11 protein-coding genes are annotated in these 26,061 nt (G+C 40.8%); all 11 read right to left on the bottom strand.

The window, feature by feature from the left end; translation table 11 throughout:
• Positions 1-132: 132 nt before the first annotated feature.
• A complete protein-coding gene (locus tag K429_RS0102910; protein WP_025725990.1) occupies positions 133-1,260 on the bottom strand; it encodes a glycoside hydrolase family 43 protein in 1,128 nt (375 codons plus the stop codon).
• A gap of 92 nt (positions 1,261-1,352) precedes the next feature.
• Positions 1,353-3,368 (bottom strand): RagB/SusD family nutrient uptake outer membrane protein, encoded by a 2,016-nt coding sequence (locus K429_RS0102905; RefSeq protein ID WP_022208251.1) that lies wholly within the window; start codon positions 3,366-3,368, stop codon positions 1,353-1,355.
• A gap of 13 nt (positions 3,369-3,381) precedes the next feature.
• On the bottom strand, positions 3,382-6,618 hold the full coding sequence (locus K429_RS0102900; protein ID WP_231501800.1) for a TonB-dependent receptor: 3,237 nt from the start codon (positions 6,616-6,618) through the stop codon (positions 3,382-3,384).
• 216 nt (positions 6,619-6,834) lie between these two features.
• Positions 6,835-10,998, bottom strand: a complete 4,164-nt coding sequence (locus K429_RS0102895) for a two-component regulator propeller domain-containing protein (RefSeq protein ID WP_025725988.1) — start codon at positions 10,996-10,998, stop codon at positions 6,835-6,837.
• 771 nt (positions 10,999-11,769) lie between these two features.
• On the bottom strand, positions 11,770-13,656 hold the full coding sequence (locus K429_RS0102890) for a family 43 glycosylhydrolase (RefSeq protein WP_025725987.1): 1,887 nt from the start codon (positions 13,654-13,656) through the stop codon (positions 11,770-11,772).
• A 92-nt stretch (positions 13,657-13,748) separates the two neighbouring features.
• Positions 13,749-15,221 (bottom strand): family 16 glycosylhydrolase, encoded by a 1,473-nt coding sequence (locus K429_RS0102885; RefSeq protein ID WP_025725986.1) that lies wholly within the window; start codon positions 15,219-15,221, stop codon positions 13,749-13,751.
• A 19-nt stretch (positions 15,222-15,240) separates the two neighbouring features.
• Entirely contained in the window at positions 15,241-16,140 is a 900-nt protein-coding gene (locus K429_RS0102880) for a discoidin domain-containing protein (protein ID WP_025725985.1), read from the bottom strand.
• Positions 16,141-16,173: 33 nt separating this feature from the next.
• Positions 16,174-17,841 (bottom strand): RagB/SusD family nutrient uptake outer membrane protein, encoded by a 1,668-nt coding sequence (locus tag K429_RS0102875; RefSeq protein WP_025725984.1) that lies wholly within the window; start codon positions 17,839-17,841, stop codon positions 16,174-16,176.
• 30 nt (positions 17,842-17,871) lie between these two features.
• A complete protein-coding gene (locus tag K429_RS0102870) occupies positions 17,872-20,892 on the bottom strand; it encodes a SusC/RagA family TonB-linked outer membrane protein (RefSeq protein WP_025725983.1) in 3,021 nt (1,006 codons plus the stop codon).
• A gap of 35 nt (positions 20,893-20,927) precedes the next feature.
• Positions 20,928-22,853, bottom strand: a complete 1,926-nt coding sequence (locus K429_RS0102865; RefSeq protein WP_022208244.1) for a RagB/SusD family nutrient uptake outer membrane protein — start codon at positions 22,851-22,853, stop codon at positions 20,928-20,930.
• A gap of 49 nt (positions 22,854-22,902) precedes the next feature.
• The gene (locus K429_RS0102860) at positions 22,903-26,058 is read right to left on the bottom strand and encodes a TonB-dependent receptor (RefSeq protein ID WP_025725982.1); all 3,156 of its coding nucleotides are present in this window, start codon (positions 26,056-26,058) and stop codon (positions 22,903-22,905) included.
• Positions 26,059-26,061: the final 3 nt, after the last annotated feature.

Raw genomic sequence — 26,061 nt, 5'->3', positions numbered from 1 at the left:
ATATTCAATTATAAGTTGTTTTTCATCGTTGCAAATATATTCGTTTTCAGATAAACCAAACTGCTAAAATTATTTCAAAAAGGGTACATAATCGACCATTCTATAGGAAAATGGCCAATTTTCACTCCACACTCACCACTTATCCACCCACTCTATAAATGGAATTCCTTTCCCATTAAAACGAACAGGCAGCCAAATATACCTAGAATCCGACAAGCTTTTCGGACGCCACACATCTGCCATAAACATGTATCCACCATCCTTTAGTGGCAGTATGTAGGTACTTTGTCCTCCAAAAGTAATTTTCGCATCTTTACCTACACAAGGATTGGGTAATTGCGACCATTCTCCCAGAATTGAAGAAGCAGTCATCAAACGGGCTTCATTCGGTTCCCATCCTGTACATCCCGAAGCTATCATCCAATAAGTTCCATCCTTCTTAAATATAGCCGGCGCTTCATTATGTCCTCCGGGAAATATACGAATGTACTTTCCGGTATGGCTCAGATAATCATCAGACAATTCTGCGATATGGAGTGTCAGGTTCTCTTCCGAGGAATAAATATGGTAGGCTGTGCCGTCATCATCCACAAACAAAGTCATATCACGGGACATCTGTCCGTCACCTTCCAGGTCACGTTTCACAAACATTCCCTTATTGACAGCCTCACGCCACTCCGGAGTCCACCATTCATAATCTTTCGGATTCCAGGTAAGCTTCTTCTCCTCCTGTGTCATATTTAGCGGATAGACACCGGGATTCACGCGCCCTGAACGGATAAACCGATAAGGTCCCGCCGGGGTGTCGCTTACTGCAACTCCGGCACGGGAAGGCCCATATCCTCTTCCTTTAAGTTCCAAATGGAACCACATTACGTATTTTCCTGTTTTCTGATTATAAATAACTTTAGGACGTTCTATGATACATCCTTTCTCTATATCACTTCCTGCTTCGTCAGATACAGCCAAAGCTACACCTTCGTACTTCCAGTTACGCAAATCGGTTGATGAATAACATGTCACTCCCACCTGTGTTGTAAAACCGGAAGAAGGCCGGTGCTCTCCAAACCAGTAGTATTTCCCGTTGTTGAAGAGGATACCGCCGCCATGGGCGTTAATAACATTACCGTCTGTATCTTTCCAGACTTCACCGGAAACAATGCCCTTCTGATGAGCGACATTTATCTGTCCCCATAAAGAAGTTAACAAGAAGAAATCCAGAAGTAAAAAGCATCCTACTATTTTCAAACATTTATTCATGACTATCTTTCCTGTTAGAAAAAAGGCGGAGCAAACTTTCAAGAGAAAAGGTTACCCCGCCTTAATCAAAATATAAGACCTATCAAAAACTATTATTCACACGTTGCACCTGCCGTAATTGGCCATCCCGGATTCTGATAAATCGGAGACTGTGAAACGGTTGAACCATCGGGGGATGTAATCATAAAATGTTGAACTGCAATCGGGTCCAAATAATGAGCTTCATAAAAATAAAGTCCATTATAATATTGATTGGTAGAAGTTACCTGGTTCGGACGAAGATAATCACTTAACGATGGAGAAGAAACATTATTATTCTTCTCATCCGCCTGGTCATACTTCAAGTTATCACCGAAAATCGATTTCATCGGACCAAAAATTTTAGCTCCTTCCAACTGATAACCGTTCAATTGATCTAAAGCTCTCCAACGAATTAAGTCCATGTAACGGAATCCCTCTCCGATAAATTCGCAACGGCGTTCACGGCGAATATTATACAGCGTAGCATCAACCAATGCACCATGCGAATAAGCATCCCAACCATTCAAAGCTTCTTTCGACATATCTGTGGCATTAATAGTCTTCTGATAATCAGTATCTACACCCGCACGGGCACGAAGCGCTTTCCAGTATTTATCTGCCGTAGCATCAATATTACCATTTTTTAAATAAGAAGCTTCTATATAGTTTAGATAAGCTTCACTTGCACGATATACCACAAATGCCGTCTGATCCTTACCAAGCAATTGGTCATTATAGTCCAACGAATAGCCCTTGCCTTGAATATAGCCTGTAGAAGTTGCATTCTTAGCATCAGATACATAGAGGCGCGGAGCTTCCGGGAAGTATTCTACCGTTGCAATATTATCAACAGCTTTAGCTTCTTTCGGAGCTTTCATAAACAAACGCCAACGCCAGTCACGGTCAATCTTAGTATCAGTAATATAATCATCACCGGCATAACCACTACCTGCCGCATAGACCGGCAGCCCGTTTTCCATTAAGAATACTTGCTCAAATTGGTGTGTATAGCCTGTGTTACCGCCACTATACAAGTAGTGATTAAAGTGATGGCTATTGTTCAGACTCAAGTCATAACCACGATACATGATCACTTCACTATATCCACTCGGATCATGCGAAGCAAACATATCATAATATGGATTTTTACCCTTCGATGCCTGATCGCGAATAATCTGATTATTCTCTGTCAATTGCACAGCATCAGCTACCTGAGATGCAGCACTCATCGCTTCAGTCAGGAAAAACTCGATTTCTTTTTCTATGCTTCCACTCGGGAACTGATAGCCCGCATTATAATCTTTTCCCGCTCCGGGCCAACCTGTGCCATTGGGAACAAGAGCCGTACCAGCATGATATTTTTCCCAGGTAGCTTCAAACAAGGCTACACGAGATTTCAGCAGCAGGGCTGCATTCTTGGAAAGACGGGTCTTCTTCACATTATTATTCATTAAGCTGATAGCCTGATCTAAATCGGAGAGAATAAAACGAGCCACTTCATTACGCGGACTACGTTTAGAAGCCTCCGTCAATGCTTCCTGTTCATCCGGTAACACTGTTTTTACAATCGGAAAATCCCCCAATCGCTGTAAACGGAAGAAATACTCTAAAGCACGAAGGAAATAACCTTCGCCGACCAGATGTTTCAAATTGCTTTCAGTACCGGTCAATTCTCCATTCTCTAAACGAGGCACCACTGTCTGCAAATAATAGTTCAGAGCATTGATATTGGTAAAATTCCACTTGCCACCGCTCTGGGCAACAGTCCAGGTATCCTTAAGATATCGTCCATTGGTGCCTTGTTGATTGTCTGTAGCATTATCATCTTTATAAGTAGAACCATTTTCTGAACCCCAGAAGCTCGGGATCATCCCCCCTTTATCATCAGAATCACTTTTCCAGTTGTCATAGTCAGCATAATATTTATTCACATATGCCTCCAACTGAGACTCGTTCAACAAATATTTTTCGGGAGAAACCTCCGATTGCGGTTCTTCGTCCAAGAAATCGTCGCATGCCGGCAGAATTGCCAATGAACAACTCAGCAATAAAACTTTTGCTATATTGATATATTTCATTTTTTTCATTGTTCTAGTCTATTTAAAAGTTAACACTTAAACCAAACGAGTAAACGCGTGACAGTGGATAAACCGTACCACCTTGTTTACCAATACCTGCCGTTTCAGGGTCCATTGTATTACTAAGACCGGTAATAGTCAGCAGATTCTCTCCAGATACATAAACACGCACATTCTGCAATCCTATCTTATTAATCAAGCTCTTCGGAAGTGTATAACCCAATTGTAAGTTCTTCAAACGCATGTAAGCTGCATTCTGCAAATAAGCAGTCTGTGTCTTATGATTCTTATTGTTAAACAACGGACGAGGATAGTAAGCATTTACATTCGCACCCAGTGGAGAAGCAGTATCTTCGGCACGGAAATAATCCATATGATCCTTGAAAGAAGTAGACCACCACTGACCGCTTCCAGTAGTACCCCAGAATACCATGGAATTCTCACCCGGATCGAAATCACGCTTCAATACACCTTGCCAGAACATGGAGAAGTCAAAGCCTTTCCACTGTACATCAAGCGTGATACCTGTACGGAAACGAGGCGTATTGTTACCAATCTTCTTTAAGTCACCCATATCATCCAGTGTATTGGAACCGTTATCTATCTTGCCATCACCATTAATATCAGCATACATAATGTCACCGGCTTCCCACTTGGAACCAATTGCCGTTTGTCCACCCTTAGGTAAAGAAGCAATATGTGCATCCATTTCTTCCTGTGTCTTGGCAATGCCAATGGTAGTATAGCCGTAGATATCTCCTGTCAACTCACCAGCCATATACTTGGATAGAGAATTCGTCGGATTCGGATACTTGTCAATACGAGTCTGGTTGTCGGAGATGTTCAACTTCACGCCGTAGCCCAATTCACCCACTTTATCTCTCCACCCGATTGATAATTCCCAGCCGAAAGTAGTCAAGTCCGTATTATTAGTGGAGGGTACAGTAGCTCCTAAAATAGCGGGCAGTTCAACACCAGGACCTACCATATTCTTAGTTTTACGCCAGAAGTAATCGAATGAACCGGTCAGACGGTTGTTCAAAGCACCGAAGTCAAAACCGATATTTGTATTCTTAATCTTTTCCCAACTCAAGGAGGTAGAGATAAGGCCGGGTACAGATGCCACACTAGTCAACGCACCATTTTGTAACCACTTTCCACCATTTGTAGTGACACCCAATGTCTGATAAGTAGGATACCAACTTGTTGTGTTCTGATTAGCCAATTCACCATAGGAAACACGAAGTTTGAACACTTCAACAACATCCGCTAATTTTTCCCAGAAATTCTCACGCGCCACATTCCAGCCCAAAGAGAAGGAAGGAGTCAGAATCCAACGGTTTCCACGACGAAAACGGGAAGAACCGTCATAACGAAGGTTACCTTCTACCAGATATTTACCGTTATAATCATAGTTGATACGTCCGAAGAAACCGGCATTCTTCCAATTCTTATATAAGCCTTTCAGTGTGTAACTATCAGCATCTGTAGTCAGATTGAGCACCGGCAAATCAGTTGTAACCAAGCCCGTACGAGCACCTTCCATATCACGATATTTCATAATTTCTGCTTGGAAACCACCCAATACCGTGAAATTATGCTTCTCTTTCAAAGAGAAATTATAATTCGAATAAACCGTAGGGTTCAGATAAGTCGTCTTCAGTGAGTATTCAGATACTTGATCCTTATTGGCACTGGTCAAAGCAGTATAAGTATTTTCCGGATTATCCTTGTAGTGGGAATATACAACAAACTGTTCCCAATGGTTCCAGTTATTATCAGTCTTGATATTCATCTCACCAATGATATTCCAATTCTTCAAAGGGGTGACAGTAATCTTCAACTGTTGAGCCATTGCATCTTTCTGCTCATTATGACGACCACCATCGCGCATTACACCGATATAGTTAATATCCGACATCAGATAACCATTCGGATCATAAACGGCACGCACCGGACGCGCACGACGCAGAATATGATTATAGAAATCATCATTCATATAAGTAGGACGCTCATAATCAGTACGAACCCAACGGTTAGAGTAATCTACCTTCAATGCCTTAGTCAGTTGGGCACTGATTTTAGCTGTAATAGTATAGCGGTCATAATCTTCTGTTCCATAACGCATGAAACCTTCTTGCGTCATATAGTTAGCAGAAAGATAATAAGTCATCTTATCACTACCACCACTCACGCTGACGTTATGTTCCTGTGAGGGAGCCGTATTACGATAATACTCTTTCAACCAGTTTACATTATTGGCGGAATAGTCGTAGTTCCACTTACCACCACTACCATTACCCCAAATATAGTCATCACTTTTTCCTGTCATGAAGTCATATACAAACTGGCGGTACTCATCAGTATAAAGATGCTTGCCACTACCATTGTACTCAGCGTCATCAAACAAGTTCACAAATTCATAGGAGTTAGCCATGTCGGGCATCTTTATCGGTGTACTGTAGCGCATATTCATATTATAGTTGATCTGCGCACGACCGGACTTACCACTTTTCGTAGTCACCAATACAACACCAAACGGGGCACGAGAACCATAAATAGAAGAAGCGGCAGCATCCTTCAATACAGAGATACTCTCAATGTCCTGTGGATTGATTGAATTAAGATCGCCTTCCATACCGTCAATAAGAATCAAGGGAGAACCACTGGAGAAAGCATTTCCACTTGCATCCTTACCCACTGTACCCGTACCACGCACATCGATAGATTTAGTTGCATTCAACTCACCACCGTTGCCACTATTGCTAATGTTAAGCCCCGGAATGACTCCCTGCAAAGCCTGAACAGCATTGGCTACCGGACGAGCTTCAATGTCTTTTGCCGTAGCCGTACCAACAGAACCCGTCAAATTGACCTTCTTCTGTGTGGCAAAACCTACAACCACCACTTCCTCAAGCATCTCGTTATCCTCTTTCAAGTCGATAGTGAAGAACGTTTTTCCCGCAACAGGGATTTCTTGAGCTTTATACCCCACAAAACTTACGATTAACGTACTATTAGAAGATACATTCAGAGAAAAATTACCATCTATATCAGTAATTGTTCCATTTCCGGTGTTACCTTTTTCCACAATACTGGCACCGATAACGGGTCCCATTGCATCATTCACCACACCTTTCACTTTAATTGTTGAATTCTGAGCGCCCAAGAAAGGGGCATTCAACAGAAGAGCCATACAAACCGCTAAAGTGACACACACTTTTAGCCTGAGTTCTTCAAAGAATCTCTGTTTTTTCATTGCATAAACTTTAAGATTAAACATTCAATAAACACTTTACACTTTTAGAGCGCCTGAAATCAAAGAATATATATCTTCTTTCAGTCCGCACCGCAAATGTAAGTGCTATTAAAATAACTGTCTGAGAGACAGGTTTCAAAGAAGTGTAATTATGGTGCATGAAACAATCTTATGTATAACTTGCACCATACTTAAACCAAAAGCGGACCAATCGTACTACATATCATCTTCCACAGTTCCCCCCGTAGTGAACTTTTCCATGTACTCGGAAGGCTGCATCCCGATTTCTTTCTTGAAACAGACACTAAAATAACGCGGATCATTGTATCCTACAGCATAAGCCAATTCGGAAACCCGCACCCGTTTCTTCTCTTCCATAATACGACAGGCAGCCTTCATACGGATATTACGAATAAAGGAAGAATAGTTCAGTCCCGTCAAAGATTTCAACTTACGGAAAAAGGTGGATTTAGTAGTGTGCATCTCTTCCAAAAATTGTGTCTGGTCAAATTCCGCGTCATCAAGATGACGATTCACACACTCGATAGCACGTTGCAGGAACTCCTCATCCAAGCTGGTAAAATCCAGTTCTTTCGCTTCAAAGACCAATTGTTTCTTGAAATCCTTCATCGCCCGCTGACGACTGCGAAGCAAGTTACTGATACGGGCATGAAGCACACTCAGATTGAAAGGCTTACTAATGAAACCATCAGCACCCGATTCATAAGCTTCTACACGATCTTCTTCCTTATTCTTGGCGGTCAATAATATAATAGGTATATGGCTGGTTTCAATATTTTCTTTGATGCGACGGCAAAGTTCAATACCATCCATTTCAGGCATCATCACATCAGAGACAATCAAATCGATGTCTTCTACCTCAACCACTTCAATAGCTTCTCTTCCGTTAGTTGCCGTATAGATGACGTAGTCCGTACCCAAAAGCTTCACCATCAGATTCAATAAATCTTCGCTATCTTCTACTATCAACAACGAACGGGAAGGAGTGGTATCGGCCCCCTCTTCTTCTTTTTCTACTGCATCAGCCTCTACAATTTCTTCCACATCTGGAATAACTCCCGACAGATTCGAATCAATCTCTTCTTCGGCATAAGCCGTACGCAAGACGGGGAACGTGACTGTAAATTCCGTACCTTGTCCTTCCTCGCTCTCTGCCGTAATTGTGCCATGATGCAATACGACCAAATCACGTACTAACGACAATCCGATACCAGTTCCAATTGTTTTAAACTTCCGGTAATCTCCTTCGTAAAAACGTTTAAAAAGGTTTTTCTGAGCTTCCTTTGCAATACCGGGACCATTGTCTTTCACGACCAGACAGGCAAGGTTCTCTTCCATGCAGGTCAACCTGATGCTTATCATTCCTCCGTGACGGCTATATTTAGAAGCGTTGGACAGCAAGTTATACAGTATCTTATCCAGCTTATCCGGATCAAAATAAGCATTGAAAGGTTCCGGAGAACAAGAAATACTAAACTGCATATCTTGCTTTTTCATCAAAGGTCGGAAACTGTCGAAACTACGCCGTACGAACTGCGCCAGGTCTCCCTGCGACACTCGTAACTTCAGATTTCCAGTTTCCGCCTTACGAAATTCAAGAATCTGCTGTAATAAACGTATCAACCGATTGATATTGTTCGTCATAACCCGATACTGTTCCTTATAACCGGGAGCCGCCTGCATCAACTCATCCACTGAAGCGGAAATAATCGTCAACGGAGTTAATAACTCATGAGTAATATTTGTGAAGAACTGCAACTTGGCATGATTTATCTCTTCCGCTTTAGCCTGTTCCATCTCACGCATATGAAGCGCATTACGCAAACGGATACGGTTGCGAATCACCCGGTAAGCATACCAGGCAGAGCCAAGAACCAATAATATATATAAGGTATAAGCCCACCAGGTTTTCCAGGGCGGTGGTAGGATAATGACTTTTACAGTCTGTACATCCTGGTTCCAAATACCATTTGAATTGGAAGACTTCAGATAGAAAGTATACGTCCCAGCCTTTAAGTTATTATAATAAGCAAAACGTTTAGAAGCATCTGTATATTGCCATCCGGAATCAAATCCTTCCAATCGGTAGGCATATTGGTTTCTCTCGGGGTTGGCATATTCCAATGCAGAAAATTCAATGCTAAAGTTATTATGTTTATAATCCAACCTGATTTCATTCATAAAGCCCGGGGATAAATCGGACATTGCCGCCCGTTCCTTTTCAGTGAGCGATGCCCATGTCTGATTAAAGACTTTAATGTTGGTAATTACCACAGGAAAAGAGAATACTTGTTCTTCCTGTTGATCAGGATAAAAACTATTATACCCCCGGTGTCCACCAAAAAACATTTCGCCATCGGAGGCTACACATGACGCTCCCCGATTGAATATATTATCTTGTAAACCATCAGCAGTAGTATACAAACGATATGTCACATTCTGTAAATCATCCGGAACCGTAAGCCTCAGCAATCCAATATTAGTCCCTAACCAAAGTTCCCCTTGCTTATCACTCTGAATACTGACTATCGCATCTCCGGGCAAATTCCACAATACATGTACCGGTAAGAAAGTATCATTCGCAGCATCATATAAATTCAATCCACTGCCACCGGTCCCTACCCAAATTCGTCCTTGGGCATCTTTATAGACGCAATCAGCATAATTACTATTCAACTTATCATTCGCCAGTGAATAGCCGGAGACCGTATATTCTTTCAAAGAATTCCCACTTCCCTGAATACGGATTACACCATTTGTGCTGGATGTCACCCACATATCACCATTATTACCCTCTACTATTTGCATAGCTACCACATCATACATCATAGTATCGCCTACCTTCAAAGAATCAATCCGCACAGGAGTCCCATCGGCAGTACGCATAGACACCCCACCCCGAGTAGCGAACCACATATTCTGTTTAGAGTCTTCATAAATACTATAAATACAGGAATTGCACATCCAGGGCACATTCGAAGGCGAATAATATTTCACACGCTTCCCTACAGGAGCCGACTTGTCTATTTCAAACGCCCCACCATTATAGACTCCCACCCAAATATGTCCGGTAGAAGGAGACTGTATGATAGACATCACAGTGGACATTCTACTATAATTTTTAAAATCAAGCATTTGAGTATAATGAGTAAATTTTCCAGTCGCCCGGTCTTTCACTCCAAAGCCATAAGTACTCATACCCATCCAAAGTAGCCCTTCATCATCCAACAGAATACTACGAACAGAATTGCTCTTGAGCATCCGTTTTGCCTCGGACAGACGATCCATATTGAATTTAGCCTTACGGTTATTCACCATATTGATGCCGCCACCAATCATACCTACCCACATAATACCCTGCCGGTCACGCAATAAAGAAGCCACTTCGCTACTGGTAATAGAATTCTCCGATTCTCCCGAATAACAATTCTCAAATTCAAGGTGTCCTGTCTTTATATCCATCAATGAAAGTATACTTAGACCACTACGAGTCCCCACCCATAAAGAATTCGTATTGAGATCCTCGGAAATAGCATAAATCAGATTATCGGAAATTGTACCCGACCTATTTTCATCATGGGTGAATGTTGTCCAAGTGGTTTTCTTCGGATTATAAGCATCATACAGCAAATGTAATCCTGCTCCCCAGGTTCCTACCCATATATTTTTATGGCTATCCTGAAAGACAACATGAGCTGAGTTACCGGAGTTCATTTGCGGGTACTTCCAGTATTTACCGGTTCTCTTTTCATAGCGGAACAATCCCTGACTCCATGTACCAATCCATATATCCCCCCGATCATCTTCAAACAAAGACTTTACAGTCGTTTTTGGGAAAACGCCATCGGTATTATCCTGATTAAAAGCTAAAAAACGATTGCTATCTTCCAGATATTCAAGCAATCCCCCTTCTGTAGCAAATAAAATGCGATTGTCACTTGTCACCAATATTTGAGATATGCCAATACCATTTATTTCCGGGTCATCTATTTTCCGAATCTGTCCTGTTTGCTTATCCAGCACATTCAGTCCGCTGTAAGTACCAATCCATAGCCGATGTTGCGCATCCTCTGCCACACAATAAATATTGTTATTAGTTAATAGATCCGGACGGTATAAATTAGATTTATAGGTAGTGATAGAATAGCCGTCATACTGGAAAAGCCCGTTGCGGGTAGATATCCAGATATAGCCATCCCTATCTTGGTACACCGACTGTACGTCCTTGCTTGGCAAGCTGTTCAGAATAGATGAAGATTTGAATACCAAAGAATTAGGTCCGGGCGCTACCATAGCTTGACATACTATAGGAAACAATACCCCCAAGATAAAGAAGAAACTCCTGATCTTTTCTTTCATAGTTGTTAGTTAGCAAATATTATTAATCAACTCCGGCAAATATACATAAAAAGTTCTAAAACTATCTTATTTGTTCGATAGGATTATTTTCAGGAGTGCTACACTATCACACCAACCAATCACTGATCCAGACTGTGGCATGTATGTAAATGAATATAGATGAGGAATTAACAAAATGACAAATTGATAATCCTACCCTGTCACATTCTTTTCTTTCCGTACCGACCACGGCATCATACGGAAAAACGCAAGGATTCTTTATCAGGTAAATTCAAAAGAATACGGACAGAAAGAAATACCAGACAATTAGACAATGATAAGTTCGAAGTTAAAACACTATAGAAGACATTATTGACAATATCTAAAAAAATGCTTCTTTCAGTCCATTTCCTATTTCCACCGAAATAGAGAAAATATTGCCTGTAAAAAGCAAGGCTACACCCTTTATGCCGGATGGTATCGCCCTTCAGTCAACAAGACTACACCCTTTTGGACCTATGGTGTAGCCCTTCGGAAAAAAGAATAAGTCTTTTGGGAAATTACATGGTATGTTTTAGAGTAAAAGACCGCTTGTTGGAAGGTAAAAGACCGTCTGTTTTTCCTAAACAGACGGTCTGAATTGAGGGAAAAGACAGGTAGAATCTTCCAGAAGGCTCTATTCCACGGAAAGACTCGTTGTTAATAACAGACAAAAACACACATTACGTCATTGAAATCAACTATTCAGCATCATAGTGACAATTCAATAAACTTAGATTCACCCGTCTTAAACTATTTCTGATATACCCGAACGTAATCTATTTCATAACGCATAGGAATACCTTTATCATCAATTTCGCCACCATTTATGCCACCAAGAGCCAAGTTCAGCAAAAGATATTGTGGCATGCGGAAGGGGTTCGTTCCTTTTCCGATGGTACCGTTAACAGTTTCGCTCAAAAGAATTTCATTCAGTAATTCATCATCCAGATAGATTTTAATGGCCGTTTCATCCCAATCCATACGCCAGATGTGAAACTTATCCGCCCACGCCGGGTCTTTATCTGTAAAATGAGTAAAAGGAATCGCTTTACTATTCCATCTTGCATTCCACTGCCAGTCAGTTCCCCAGGCAGCATTTGCCAGAATATGCGGTTCACCTTTGATACGATAGTATTCCATTATGTCAATTTCACCACACGAAGGCCATTCCATACCACTGCCCAAAGCCCAAATAGCCGGCCATGCCCCTCCGCTCACGGGAATCTTGGCACGAACCTCGAATCTGCCATACAGGAACTCTTTCTTGCCGGCCGTAGTGATGCATGAGGAAGTGTACTCAATAAACTCCCGCTTCTTCCTCCAGTCATTACTTCCGACCTCATACCAGGGATTTTTACGTCCTTTTTCTTTCCGTGCTTCAATAATCAGCTTTCCATCTTTGCAGTAAGCGTTGCCTTTCTGATACCACTGGGCTTCCTCATTGCGTGCAAAGCCATTATCATAACTCCAAACAGTCGTATCCGGAAGACCGTCTGTATTAAATTCATCACTCCATACCAATTTCCACTCCGATTGAGCGGACAGATTTACCTCGTCCGTCCACTCAATAAACGGAACACCCTGTTCATCAAACTGTATAGGCAGCCAAATATGCCCGGAATACATCAGACTCTTCGGTTTCCAGACATCAGCCATAAATATAAAGCGGTTCTCCGGCAACTCCAATACGAACGTACTTTGTCCACCAAAGGTTTTCTCACTGTTCTGTCCGCGGCATGGATTAGGATGTTGCTTCCACGGTCCCCAAATGGAAGACGCTGAAAACATACGGGCTTCATTAGGATCCCAACCGGTACATCCGGAAGTAATCATCCAATACATATTATCTTTCTTGAATAGGGCCGGTGCTTCGTTATGTCCACCGGAAAAGATACGAATATAGCGCCCTGAATGCTGCAAATAATCATCTGTCAGTTCTGCAATATGCAGAGTCAGATTCTCTTCTGAAGAATAAATGTGATAAGCTTTACCATCGTCATCCACAAATAAAGTCATATCACGAGACATTTGTCCGCCTTCTATATCACGTTTCACAAACAGTCCCTGGTTAACTGCCTTGTACCACTCCGGAGTCCACCACTTTTTATATTTCTTCATATTCCATGTCAGCTTCCGGTCTGCCTCAGGCATATTCTCCGGATAGATTCCGGGGTTCACCCGTCCGGAACGAACAAAGCGATAAGGTCCCTCCGGTTTGTCACTGACGGCCACAGCCACGCGGGCGGGTCCATAACCTTGACCTTTCAGTTCCAGATGGAACCACATTACAAACTTCCCGGTCTTCTTATTGTATATCACTTTAGGGCGCTCCATGATGCAACCACGTTCAATATCGCTACCGGGTTCTTCGGATACGGCAAGCGCTACGCCCTTGTGAGTCCAGTTCTGTAAATCGGAAGATGCGTAACAGTTCACTCCCACTTCGGTAGTGAAGCCGTTTTCAGGGCGATGTTCACCAAACCAGTAATATAATCCGTTATGAAATAAAACGCCGCCACCATGGGCGTTGATATATTCATTATTAACATCTTTCCACCGTTCTTTAGTCTGCGATAATAGAGGAAGACAAATAATTGTCAATAATAAGAATCCTCCCAAATACTTTATATATTTCATATACTATTACCTATTTTACAAATATTCCGTACTGCCCCAATGTTCTGTTAGGTTCATAGGGACAATACGGAATACAAAATTAAAGATTTTATTTATTTTTTCTGATAAACTCGTACATAGTCTACCCGATATTCAAGTGGGAATGTCGCTTCTATAGGTCTTCCATTAACCCCACCAATAGCCAAATTTAACATCATAAGCTGACCAAAACCTTCCAAATCATTGGAGTAAGGGTTAATATAACCACCCTCTCCAGCACCATGGTCACCTTTATTATAGGTTGTACTCAGGTCGGTTTCATTCAGAAGTACATCGTCCAGATAGATGCGAATGTATTTTTCATCCCAATCCATCATCCAAACATGATATTTTTCCGCCCACTTCGCATCTTTGGACGTGAAATCAGTAATAGGATAATTTGCAGAATTCCATGAACCATCCCAACGTTTATTTCCACCCCAGCAAAGGTTAGCATGAATCTTGTTCTTATAGAATTCCAGAAAATCGATCTCACCACCCAGCGGCCACTCATACCAGTTACCGGTAGACCATATCGCAGGCCATCCACCTTGCTCAATAGGTATCTTAGCGCGTACAACCAGTTTCCCATATTTGAAAGCATACTTGTTTTGGGCTACCACGCAAGCGGAAGTATATTCCGCATATTCACGAGTCTGTTTCCAAGAATTCCCCCCCGTTGCATTCGGATTGTAGTTCGGGTTCTTCACGCGTTCCTGCTTGGCTGTAAAAACCAATGCATTCTTTTTCATTTCAACATTCTCCTTTTTATACCACTGATCCTCTTCATTGCGCTGAAACCCTTCTTCATATCGCCACATTTCAGCATTCGGTGCGCCGGTTCCATTAAATTCATCATGCCAAACCAATTTATATCCGCCTTCCAATTCATGGTCATCAGGTACACCTTCTCCGTCAGCGAAATACTCTTCACCAGGATCTACATAAGTCACATTAAAGAAAAACATCATCGTATTTGTCTTATCATTAATGCTATAAGAAGTAGAATTCTGAATTTGCACAGGCAACACAAAAGTCACATCTTTTTTCCATTCGTCCTGTACTAACGCAATCAGTTTACTGGAGTAAACATTCAGTTCTACTTCTTCCGACTTTTTACTGCCGGCACTCAGTTCCATTTTACTAGCAGAGAGATTATAGTACTCTTCCGGCAACAGTTCTGCATCGGCATAAACAGTATAAACAGAAGATGTTCCAACCAAAGCAATGGCCTTCTTCAAAGAATCTGAAGCTATAACCAAGTCTACCGTAGCATCTTTCTCCGCTTTCCGATTCTGGTAAAGCGCCAGATTCAGGCGATAATTAAAATTCTTAACTTTCTGCACTTCACCTTCTTGCGGTTCTTTCAAAGCCGTAACTATATTACATTGAGCTCCATCCCATATTTCACTGGCTTGCTTGATGCCCAAATAGTTTAAGCTCAATTTTCCATTGTACCCAAAGTCATTATCTTCATCGCAAGCGGAGAAAGTGATTGAACAGGCAGCTACACAAAGAGCTACCCAGATTTTTATCTTATTTTTCATATTCTTATCCCAATTAAAATTAATCTAAAGGTACAGTTTCAGGATCATAGATTTCTACTTCCACATCATAAAATTTAAATTGAGCCAAATTGAAATACTTCGTATTACCCGAAGTAGCAATTACATTAAAACGGAAAGAAGTAAATGTCTTCCCTGGTACAACGAATTCTGAAGTATATTCAGTACTGTGTGCCGAAGGTAAACCTGACAGTGTCGCAACTGTTTCAAAGTTTTTTCCATCACTGCTTATTTGTAATTCCACTACAGAAGGACGCCCTTCCGAAGTCCATGTATTATCCGTACGATTCTGGTAATAAATAGCAAAATCCTCATGCGCTTCCTTAAAATCAATCTGAATATAATGAGGCAATTCTATCTGAGGACTACTCCATCTCGTATGAAAGAAAGTATTGCCTTTACCGTCTATCAAATTCTTAATCGGCCCTTCAGAAGGTTCCTGTGCATTCGTGCTAAGCTGATCCGCCTCTATTTTCATTTCTGTACGCGACTTTTCTGTCGTAGTAGATGGTGCTGCTCCTGATTTTGCTTTTATTTCCGTAACCTCACTACCTTGATGGGCAGCATTGAAAGTCTGGAAAAAGAAAGAATAATCGCCAAAACGGGCACGCGTATCTTCTATCAACATTTCAGTCGTACCAATAGAAGCTATCTTACAAACATCCTGTTCTGTCAACGGATCATGATATTTAATCTGAAGATATTCAAATGCACCTTCAGACGGAGTATTCCAGGTCAATTTAATTTGTCCGGGTAAGGGATCTGAGTTTACAGCCGATGTTGCGATAGCAGTGGGAGCCGCTGTGCTCCCCCCTATCTCAAAAGTTTCTAAGTTATCATCGCAACCTGTCATGCCAATCAATAACCCGACAACAATCATATATTTAAAGTTCAATTTCATAATATCTCATTTTTATAGTTAAACACGTATGTTTTACCAATCTGTATTTTGAGTCAAATTCGGATTTTTACGAAGTTCAGAGTCCGGTATTGGATAGAAATACATCTTATCATCCCAAACCAAAGATTTAGTATTGCGCGTATAAGTGAACGAGTCATCACTATTTTTCGTGATCACTACCCGATCAAGACTCTTAAAACCGCCTTCTTTCCACCTACGTACATCCCAAAAGCGATGTCCTTCAAATGCAAGTTCCACCATACGTTCATTCTTATAACGCTTCCAGAAATTATCACTACTCATACCTTCTGGAAATTCCGGCATATCCACACCAGTACGCTTACGTATCTTATTTACTGCTTCACGAGCTGACATAGTAAGTTCACCATCTTTATTATCAGCCTCTCCAAAATATTTGAATGTGGCTTCCGCATAATTCAGTAGAAACTCTCCTAAACGGAATGTCACCCAACTATGCACTTTACCTCCACTACCTGTGCTGGCACTGATATCCGTAGAACCATCTACATATTTCTTTAGATAGTAGCCTGTTGGGGTTGCATAAGGAATAGGCGAAGCATTTCTACCTCCCACATAAATTTCCAGCGGATTAGGATTTGTATTCGGCCATTTGTCCCCATTCACAGCAATCGTCATGGCAAAACGCGGATCTCTCCCTGTATACGGATCCTTTGAATTTGGTTCACTGCCATTCTTCATTTCATAAGCATCGACCAAAGTCTGTGTTGGACAATTTCCTGATCTCGCATTTTCCAAACCTATCGGAAAATTAGTAACTTCAGGATCAGTAGTTGCACCTACACGGCGCACAAAGATCATCTCAGATGCTTTCCAGTTATTTTCACCCCACAAGTCAGTATACTTACCTAAAGTAATACCATTCTTGCTACAGTAGTTTATTACATCTAAATTAGCCTTTGCAGCTTCTTTGTAGAACTCTTTATTTTCACTTTCATTGAAAAGCTTGCTGGCGCGGTAAAGCAAAGCGCGTGCTTTCAGCGCCAATGCTGTACCTTGAGTCACGCGACCGGTTTCCGGTTTCTCCGAATTACCGGCAGCATCATTTTCAAGTTTACTGTAATCTATTGGAAGTTCCGGAGCCACTGCATCACATTCACTCACAATAAAATCAAAAATCTCCGAAGCAGGTGTACGTTTCAGACTATTGGCTTCTGCCTCTGTCAACACGGATGTTGTGAAAGGAACATCACCATACGCACGTACCAGCTGGAAATAATAATAGGCGCGTAACAAGCGCACTTCATACTGGTAACGCTTAAAACGATTCATCTGAGCTTCATAATCTTCTGTAAAACGCAAGTCATAGAAATCCAGATCTTTTGCATTTTTCAGATAATAATTGACCGCACGAATAGGTGTATAATAATTCCACAGCGACTTTGGATTCAGCGCATTCCAGTTTCCATTCGTATAGTCAAGTACGCTTGAATAAGTCAATGCCATTTCTGCCTCATCACAGGCGGATGCCAATGCTCCTGAACCGGGCAAATCAGAGTCCAAATAGGAATAGATGTTATTCACAAATCCGGATGTACGGCCGAAGTCAGAAAATACATACTCCTTATCGTAGCTGGTATATTCATGATAGTCCATCTTGTCTGTACATCCGACTAATACTGCCGTACAAACAATACCGAAACATATATTCTTTAATTTCATATCTTAGTTTTTTTTATTAACTTATTTCATTTAGAGTCCCAGTGATAAACCGATATGTATGGAACGGGTAGCCGGATAAACATCTCCTATAGCTTCCGGATCAGTTAAATCGATTTTGTCAATACTGAACAAGTCTGTACCTCTTACATAAACCTTCGCTGTTTTCATTTTGATCTTATTCAGCCAAGCAGAAGGAATCTTATAGTATACTTCACAGTTACGCAACTTCAGGAAAGAACGGTCTTGTAACCATACAGAACTACTTTGCGTATTGTTTTCCACATTTTCCGTAGTCAAACGCGGGAAGCGGGCATTCGGGTTTTCAGGTGTCCAACGGTTCTCATAAGCATACTGTGAAATAGAAGTATTATTTATCAATGGACGATATACGCTGGATGTAAGCCAAGCTGTATAATTACCTACACCTTGAAAATAAGCGTTAAAGCCCAAACCTTTCCATTCTAATCCTACATTGAAACCATAATAAATTTCCGGCCAAACAGAATTATAGCCCATGGGAATCATATCGTTGGAGTTAATGACGCCATCATTATTCACATCCTTGTACTTAATATCACCCGGCTTTACCGGACCAAATTGTTGAGGTGTACTATTATCAATATCTGCCTGATCTACAAAATGGCCGATAGCTTGTAAGCCCCAAATCTGTCCAACCGATTTTCCTTTCGCACTTAAATACTCATAAGCTTTGGGTTCTTCCAAGTTTTCGATAATCTCACTACGGTTAAATGAGAAGGTTCCACCCAAACGTAACTGGAAATCTCCAATACGTTTATTATAATCCAAACCCATTTCGGTACCCCAGCTATCTACTATACCTGCATTCTTATAGGCTCCATCAACGCCCAATACAGCCGAATTTTGTCCTAATGCACTTACCCAGATATCCGAACGTCTCTCATAAAAACCATCAATTGTAAAAGTCAAACCTTTCAACAGAGACATATCCAAACCCACATTATACTTATAAGCTTTCTCCAACACTCCGTTCAATGAAGGTAACCGACCTTCAGACCATCCACCGTCTCCATCTCCAAAATTACTACCACCTATTACAGGATAAGATCCTCCGCCTCCCATTTTATTAAGCCAATAGCCGTCAGCCGGAGTGTTATCCGTATTGATAATACCAAATGAAGCACGCAATTTCATGAAATCTATCACATTTTGGTTCTTCATGAAAGCTTCGTTAGAGATAACCCATGACAACCCTACAGTGGGAGCCGGTAACCAACGGCTATTAGGATCCAACTTATTGGAAGCAGAGAACATTAAAGTAAAATCTGCAAAATAGCGATTATCATAGCCATAATGAGTATACCAACCTGCATTTTGAGTAAACAAAGTTACATTTACGCCATTTCTATCGTCATACTTATACGTATACAGCAGCATGGAGTAAAGGTCATGTTTGCCAAAGTTACGGTTCCAATCTACATTTGCCTGAAAGTTTAAAGAGCGATACTGCCAATCCAACTTTGAACTTTCGCTAGTACCTACCGAACCTCCCTCAAAATCAGTGAAAGCTGATGGTTCGCCATTAGTCCATTGAGTAACAGATTGCATACCATATTTTTCACTTCTACGGTGATCTTCCCAATAAGAAGCCAGGTTATCATATCCAATACGTACAGATCCACCTAATCCTTTAGTAATGGATGACAAATCCTGACGTAATAACATATCAGCATACAGAGCGCGAGTGTGGCCTTTCGTATAACCATGACCTTGTGCAAGATATACAGGATTATAATCACCATTCCAGGTACTATTGCCACCCCACAAACCCTTTTCCGTCTTAATAGGGAATGCTGTCGACGGCACTGTATATAACTTACCGATCAGATTATCGCCACTTGAGCTTGGGCGGCTGAATTCATTCAGTACACCAGATATATTAGCCTGTAATCTTGTTTTGGTTGTCAGGTCAATATCCAAATTTGAACGGAAATTGGCTCTTGAATACTTGTCTTGCGTAGAATAACCATCATTGGAATTAGCATTCTTGATGAAACCACGATTATTCTGCAAATTCAACATCGTGAAGTAGCGCATCTTAGTAGAACCTCCACGGAATGTTAAGGTTGCTATATCCGTAGTTCCCTGATCACGAAAGACCTCGTCCATCCAATTCACATTAGGATAAAGATAAGGATACTTTCCACTCTTGAAAGCATTCAACTCATTCTGAGAATAACGTGCAGATTTTCCATCATTAGCCAAGGCTTCATTGATAGCATTAGCATAGGTAGAAGCATCTGCCATTTTCGGAATTCGAGTTTGAGAATTAAAACCATGATCATAAGAGAAGTTTATCTCACGACTTTTGTATTTACCACGTTTAGTTACGATATTCACTACACCGTTTACACCACGGAAACCATAAAGGGCTACTGCTGCTGCATCTCGCAAGATACTAACAGACTCTACTTCTTCAGGAGAGATATAATTCAATGCTTGATAGCCATTATCTCGTTCCAGACCATCCACCAACAACAATATACCATTTTTATCATTTAATGTCTTTTGCCCACGGATAGCCATAGAAGAAATCTGGTCCCAAACATTACCCGTCTTCTGCATAGTATAAAGTCCCGTTACATTACCATACAATGCATTACCTACATTAAACGTAGAACGATTATCAATTTGATCGGCATAAACTGTAGAGACCGCACCTGTAGATTCTGCATTGGTCTGATTCAGACCAAAACCGTAGTTAACTTTCTCACTTGAGAAATCCATAACAATCGTCAGGTCTTTCCCATCAGCTACAGGCACAATTTTAGTATCATCCCTACCAGTACGTACCTGCAAGCGTTTAGTATGATCGGCTATAATTTCAAATTTACCATTACGGTCAGTCGTCGCCTGTACCAACGGATTGTTTTCAACGGAAATCAATACACCTTCTATCGGATTGCCTAGTTTATCAACCACTTTGCCGGCTATATTGCCTTCCTCTTGCGCCCAGCTTTTCAGAGAGACACAAGCCAACATTGCTAAAACTATTATTTTATATTTTTTCATGTTGTTCTTTCTTTATTATATGGTTATTTTTACCTTTATTTCCAACCCGGGTTTTGTGTCAGTCCATATCCTTTGTTTACTTCCGAAGGCGGGAAAGCAGCTAAATACCATTTAGGATTAAAATTGCTCCACCACGTGCGAGCTATATTTTTAAGTTCGAACACTTCGTATTTGAAATTAGAAGGTTTATTAGGATATTCAGAAGCATTGCCACTAGTACCTGACCATGGTTTGTTTCCACCACCATCATTACGATAAACTTTCAGTCCATGAAGTTTTTTCTGGAAAAGATCTGCACGTTTGTAACGAATCATATCAAAGAAACGTACATCTTCCAAACCAAGCTCACAAGCACGTTCACGGAGTATTTCTTCCAATAAAGCATTTTTATCAGTCGTTAGATTCTTAGTAGGATTACATTTTGCCAAACCACCTAAACCAACACGAGCACGTACGATATCTACCTGATCAATAGCTTTTTGCAAATCCCCCTTAGCGTGCAGGATGGCTTCTGCATAAATCAAGTAAACTTCTGCTAAACGTAAATAAGGCCATTGAGGATAGGTTCCGCTTAAGTTACCTGTCTTATAGAATTTATAAAGGCTGAAACCAGTAGCGACCTTTCCTGTTTCCTTTTCCGTATTGTCAATGTTATCACGACCTCCCAACCACAATTCAGCTGCATGGTCACCAAAATTAGCACCATTCACCAACATCGTCTCATACAAACGTGGATCACGTACCGGCTTGTTATAGTCATTATCAGTAAAGAACGGGAAAGCACCATCAGCCAACAATGTATTGGAGTCAAAAGGTGTGCCGTCACTCATTGGGAACATCTGCATATATTCCAAGGTTGGAGTATAGTTACCATAGCCTACAAATTCAGTTTGAAATTTGTACCACCAGTCGTTATTGAACTTACCTATTACACGAGTAGAAATAAGTAATTCCGTATTATTCTGACGTTCGAAATAAGCTTTAAAGAAGGCATCACGATAATTTTGTGAACTTGTTCCATCTGCCTCCATCAATGCATAAAAGCCATTAGCTTCTAGCTGTTCAAAAAACTCATAACATGCCTGATAGCATTGTTCCCACCAATCAGCATTATAACCTCCATACCATACTTGCAGATTACTTACAGCATCTTGTGGAGATTCTGTAGAATAAGGTTCACTATCATTAAACAAAGGACTGGCCGCAAACAACAGTATCTTACATTTTAATGCCATTGCTGCCGCTTTTGTAAAACGTCCTTGCCAATTAGAATCATCTGTTCCCAGAGACCAGGGTAATTCCGATTCATTGATAGCAGCATCCAATAAACCAATCATAAATTCAACTGTCGCCGCAGCTGTTGCACGGGGTACTTCGTATACAGCTTGTACACCGTACGTTTTGTCTACCAGCGGCAAACCACCAAAATGACGGAACATATCAAAATAACGAGAAGCTATTAATACTTTTGCTTCTGCAGTCAGACGCGCTTTCTCTGCATTGTCCATATCCGGTACACGCTCAACATTTTCAATAAACATCCATCCAGCGCGAATACCACTCCAGGCTTTATCATCTATATAATTGTAACGAACATCACCTCGGGAACCATCTTCATCTGCTGCCGTATACGCACCACTATAATAGAGACGATTCACTCCATCCCAACTGTTATGACTATGCCAGCAATCAGAAAGAATTTCAAACATACCGGTGTTCATTTTCTTTTCATCATAACCACCCCAGTAATAAGGCAAGCCATAATAAAGTTTTGTATAAGCATTCCATAAAAATGCACGGGCATAATCAGCTTTTCCAAAAATAGAATCCTGATTCAAGTCGTTCGTCGTAGGCGGTTTTTCAAGAAAACTATCACCGAACTTTATTTGATCGACGCAAGAAGCAAAGAGTATGGTAACTCCTGCAAATGCTATTATAAACCATTTAGTTAAATGTCTCATATCTTAAGTATTTAATTCTTAAGTTTCTTATTTTCAATATCAATAAACATTAAAAGCCTAATTTCAGACCAATATTAAATACTCTGGTCAGCGGATAGTTAGGACGATCGCTCTGACGAGACTCCGGATCTCCCCAATCAAAAGCGGTAAATGTCAATAAATTATAGCCATTTACATACATGCGGCAGCTATTCAGCTTCAACTTTCTCATGAAGGGGAAATCAAAATTATAGCCGATCTCAATATTCTTCAAACGGAGGTAGCTTGCATTAATCAAGTACAAATCACTTCCTTTTTCAAAGTTATTTTTACGATTCGTTGCCGTAATACGAGGAAATTTAGCAGTATATGAGTCTTCTGAAGACCGCCAGGTATTTTCATATTGGTACAACAACAAGCCTTTGTTTTGAGTATCACCAAGCGGCTGTCTGAATTCAGAGAGCATACGGTCTACATTCCAGGCACCCGTCCACTGCATGGAGAAATCAAAATTCTTCCAAGAAAAGCCTAAATTCAAACCTGCCGTATATTCCGGAAGGTCAGTAAAACCTATATCTCGTGTCGCATCATTGCCGTCCAGTTTTCCATCCTTATTCAAGTCTACATAAACTGCATCACCGGGCTGCAATGTAATTCCATGATCACTAATAGGAATTCCAAATTCTTCCTGATAACGCAAATCGGCTGTCTCATCATAGAATCCCCAGAACTTATACATAGAGCGTGAATTTATACGACGTCCTGTTTGATACATCCAAGGTTCATTTTGCTCAACTTCATTCATGAATACAATCTTGTTACGTGCAAATGATATATTGAAATTAGCCCAATAACGAAAATCAGTTCCTATTCTATCATTCCACTTCGCCTGTATTTCAAACCCCTTATTCTCTACCTTATTCACATTGATTGCCGGAAGAGTCATACCCAAAATACCCGGCAGATAGTCCGGAGTTCTAAGAATATCACGACGTTTTTCTATAAAATAGTCGGCAGATACGCTCAAATGGTCATTGAGAATGTTAAAGTCAAGACCATAATTCTGCTTGACGGCTGTTTCCCACTTAGCATACGGATTACTCTGAGTAGCCTCCCATGCACCAGGCTTGGCATTTCCAATGTTCTGTCCAAAGAAACCACCCGGGCCATTATGATCATTATTTTGTCCATAACCATAAGAACCAGGTAAATAGAGGAAACGCTGACCTGCATAGTTGTCATTACCTACCATACCCAAAGTTGCACGGACTTTAAAGTAATTCACCACCTTCTTTATAGGAGCGAAGAAAGGTTCCTCACTAACAATCCAACCAATAGAACCGGCAGGAAAAAAGCCGTAACGATTTTCGGGATTAAAATTCTCAGAGCCATTGTAACCAACATTAAATTCGGCCAAATAACGAGTCTTCCAGTCATACGTCACGCGTCCTACCAATCCTACATAACCTGTAGGAATATAGTCGTAAGTTCCTCCTGGATAATATCTTTTTGACTGATTGTAAAGAAACAATCCAGTAACACTGTGGTTGCCAAACTTACGATTATAGTTTAAGGCTAATTCCATATACCAGTCGCGTCCCTTACCATAATCTCCTTCACGATAGCTCGTCTGGCTATCAGAACCTGATTTTTTGTAAGTAATAGCACCCTTGTCATCTACAACCGGTGTATAGGTAGCTACGGAAGAACTGGCTATTTTAGTGGTTGAGTAAGAAGAGTTATATGACCCTTTCAATTTTATAGAAAGTCCCTTTGTTATGAAATCAAGTTTCTGGTCGAGCACCAAGTCCAGATTCAATACATTCGTTGTCTGATTACGGAAACCTTTGCCATAATAAGATTCCAAACCATCTGCTCCAGGTTTAGTAACATAATCCGCATTCGTTTTGATATATTTACCATCTACTATACCCGCACTGGCAAAAGGTACAGCCCAATAAAGTTTACGGAACAATTGATTCTGATCTTCACCAGACTCAGGAGTACGCTTACTCTCCACGCGTCCGCCAATATTGACTGATAATAATGTTGTTTTGCTGATATCAAAATCCAGATTTGCCCGATAATTATATCGCTTATAGTCAAAGTTAAAATCATCTGTCAGATTGAATTGCTTAAACATACCATCTTGGGTGAACAAACCCGCAGACACAAAGTAACGCATATTATTTGTTCCACCGGAGATACTAACATTGTGCTGTGACTGAAAAGCAGCTTTGTTCATACAGTAATCAATCCAGTTAATATCCGGATAAAGTAACGGATTAGTATGATCCCGAAAAGCAGCCAACTGCTCATCCGAATAAAGAGGCTCATTACCATCATTAGTCCTCATCATATTAACATAAGAAGCATACTGATAAGAATTTGCAAACTCTAATTCTTTAGTACGCACATTAACACCGGCAGAAGTAGTAAATGAAATCTTCGCTTTTCCTTCAGCACCACGTTTAGTTGTAATCAAGATAACACCATTCGCACCTCGTACACCGAATACAGCAGTTGCAGAAGCATCTTTCAATATAGTTACACTCTCTATCTCATTCGGGTCAATCTGAGAGAAATCACGTTCCACACCATCCACCTGAATCAATGGAGTGGCATTATTAGTGGTAGCTATACCACGTACGTAGATATCAGCAGCATCAGCACCCGGTTCACCAGAATATTGCACAGAAGAAATACCGGTTACCTGCCCAGAAAGGATGTTAGAAATAGATCCTGCGGGAGTCTTTAACAAGTCATCTCCTCTCATTGAAGAAATGGCGCCTGTAACTGATACTTTTTTCTGTACACCGTAAGCTACCACCTCTACTTCACCCAACATCTGGGCATCTTCTTCTAATACTATATTAAGACTAATACCTTTTTTAACAGGAACTACCTGTTCCTTATAACCAATAAAACTAAACTGTAACTTACTTCCTACAGGAACATTAAGTGTGAAATTACCATCGATATCAGTAATAACACCAGTAGCCGCCCCCACTACCATTACATTGGCACCAATTATCGGCTCCCCATTTGTATCCTTAACTGTACCAGTCACTTTTACTGTATTTTGTTGCATGCCTTCTGAAGAAAAAGCTTCATTACTATATCCCTTAAGAGGAACAGATAAAAACAAAAACAATAAAATTGCAACTGGAAATAATCGACATAATTTTTGAGCCTGTCGTTTACAGAAATTTTCTTGCTTTTCCATTAG

Source organism: Bacteroides sp. 14(A), assembly GCF_000526555.1.
GTDB lineage: Bacteria > Bacteroidota > Bacteroidia > Bacteroidales > Bacteroidaceae > Bacteroides > Bacteroides cellulosilyticus.
This window is presented reverse-complemented; position numbering and strand designations above follow the sequence as displayed.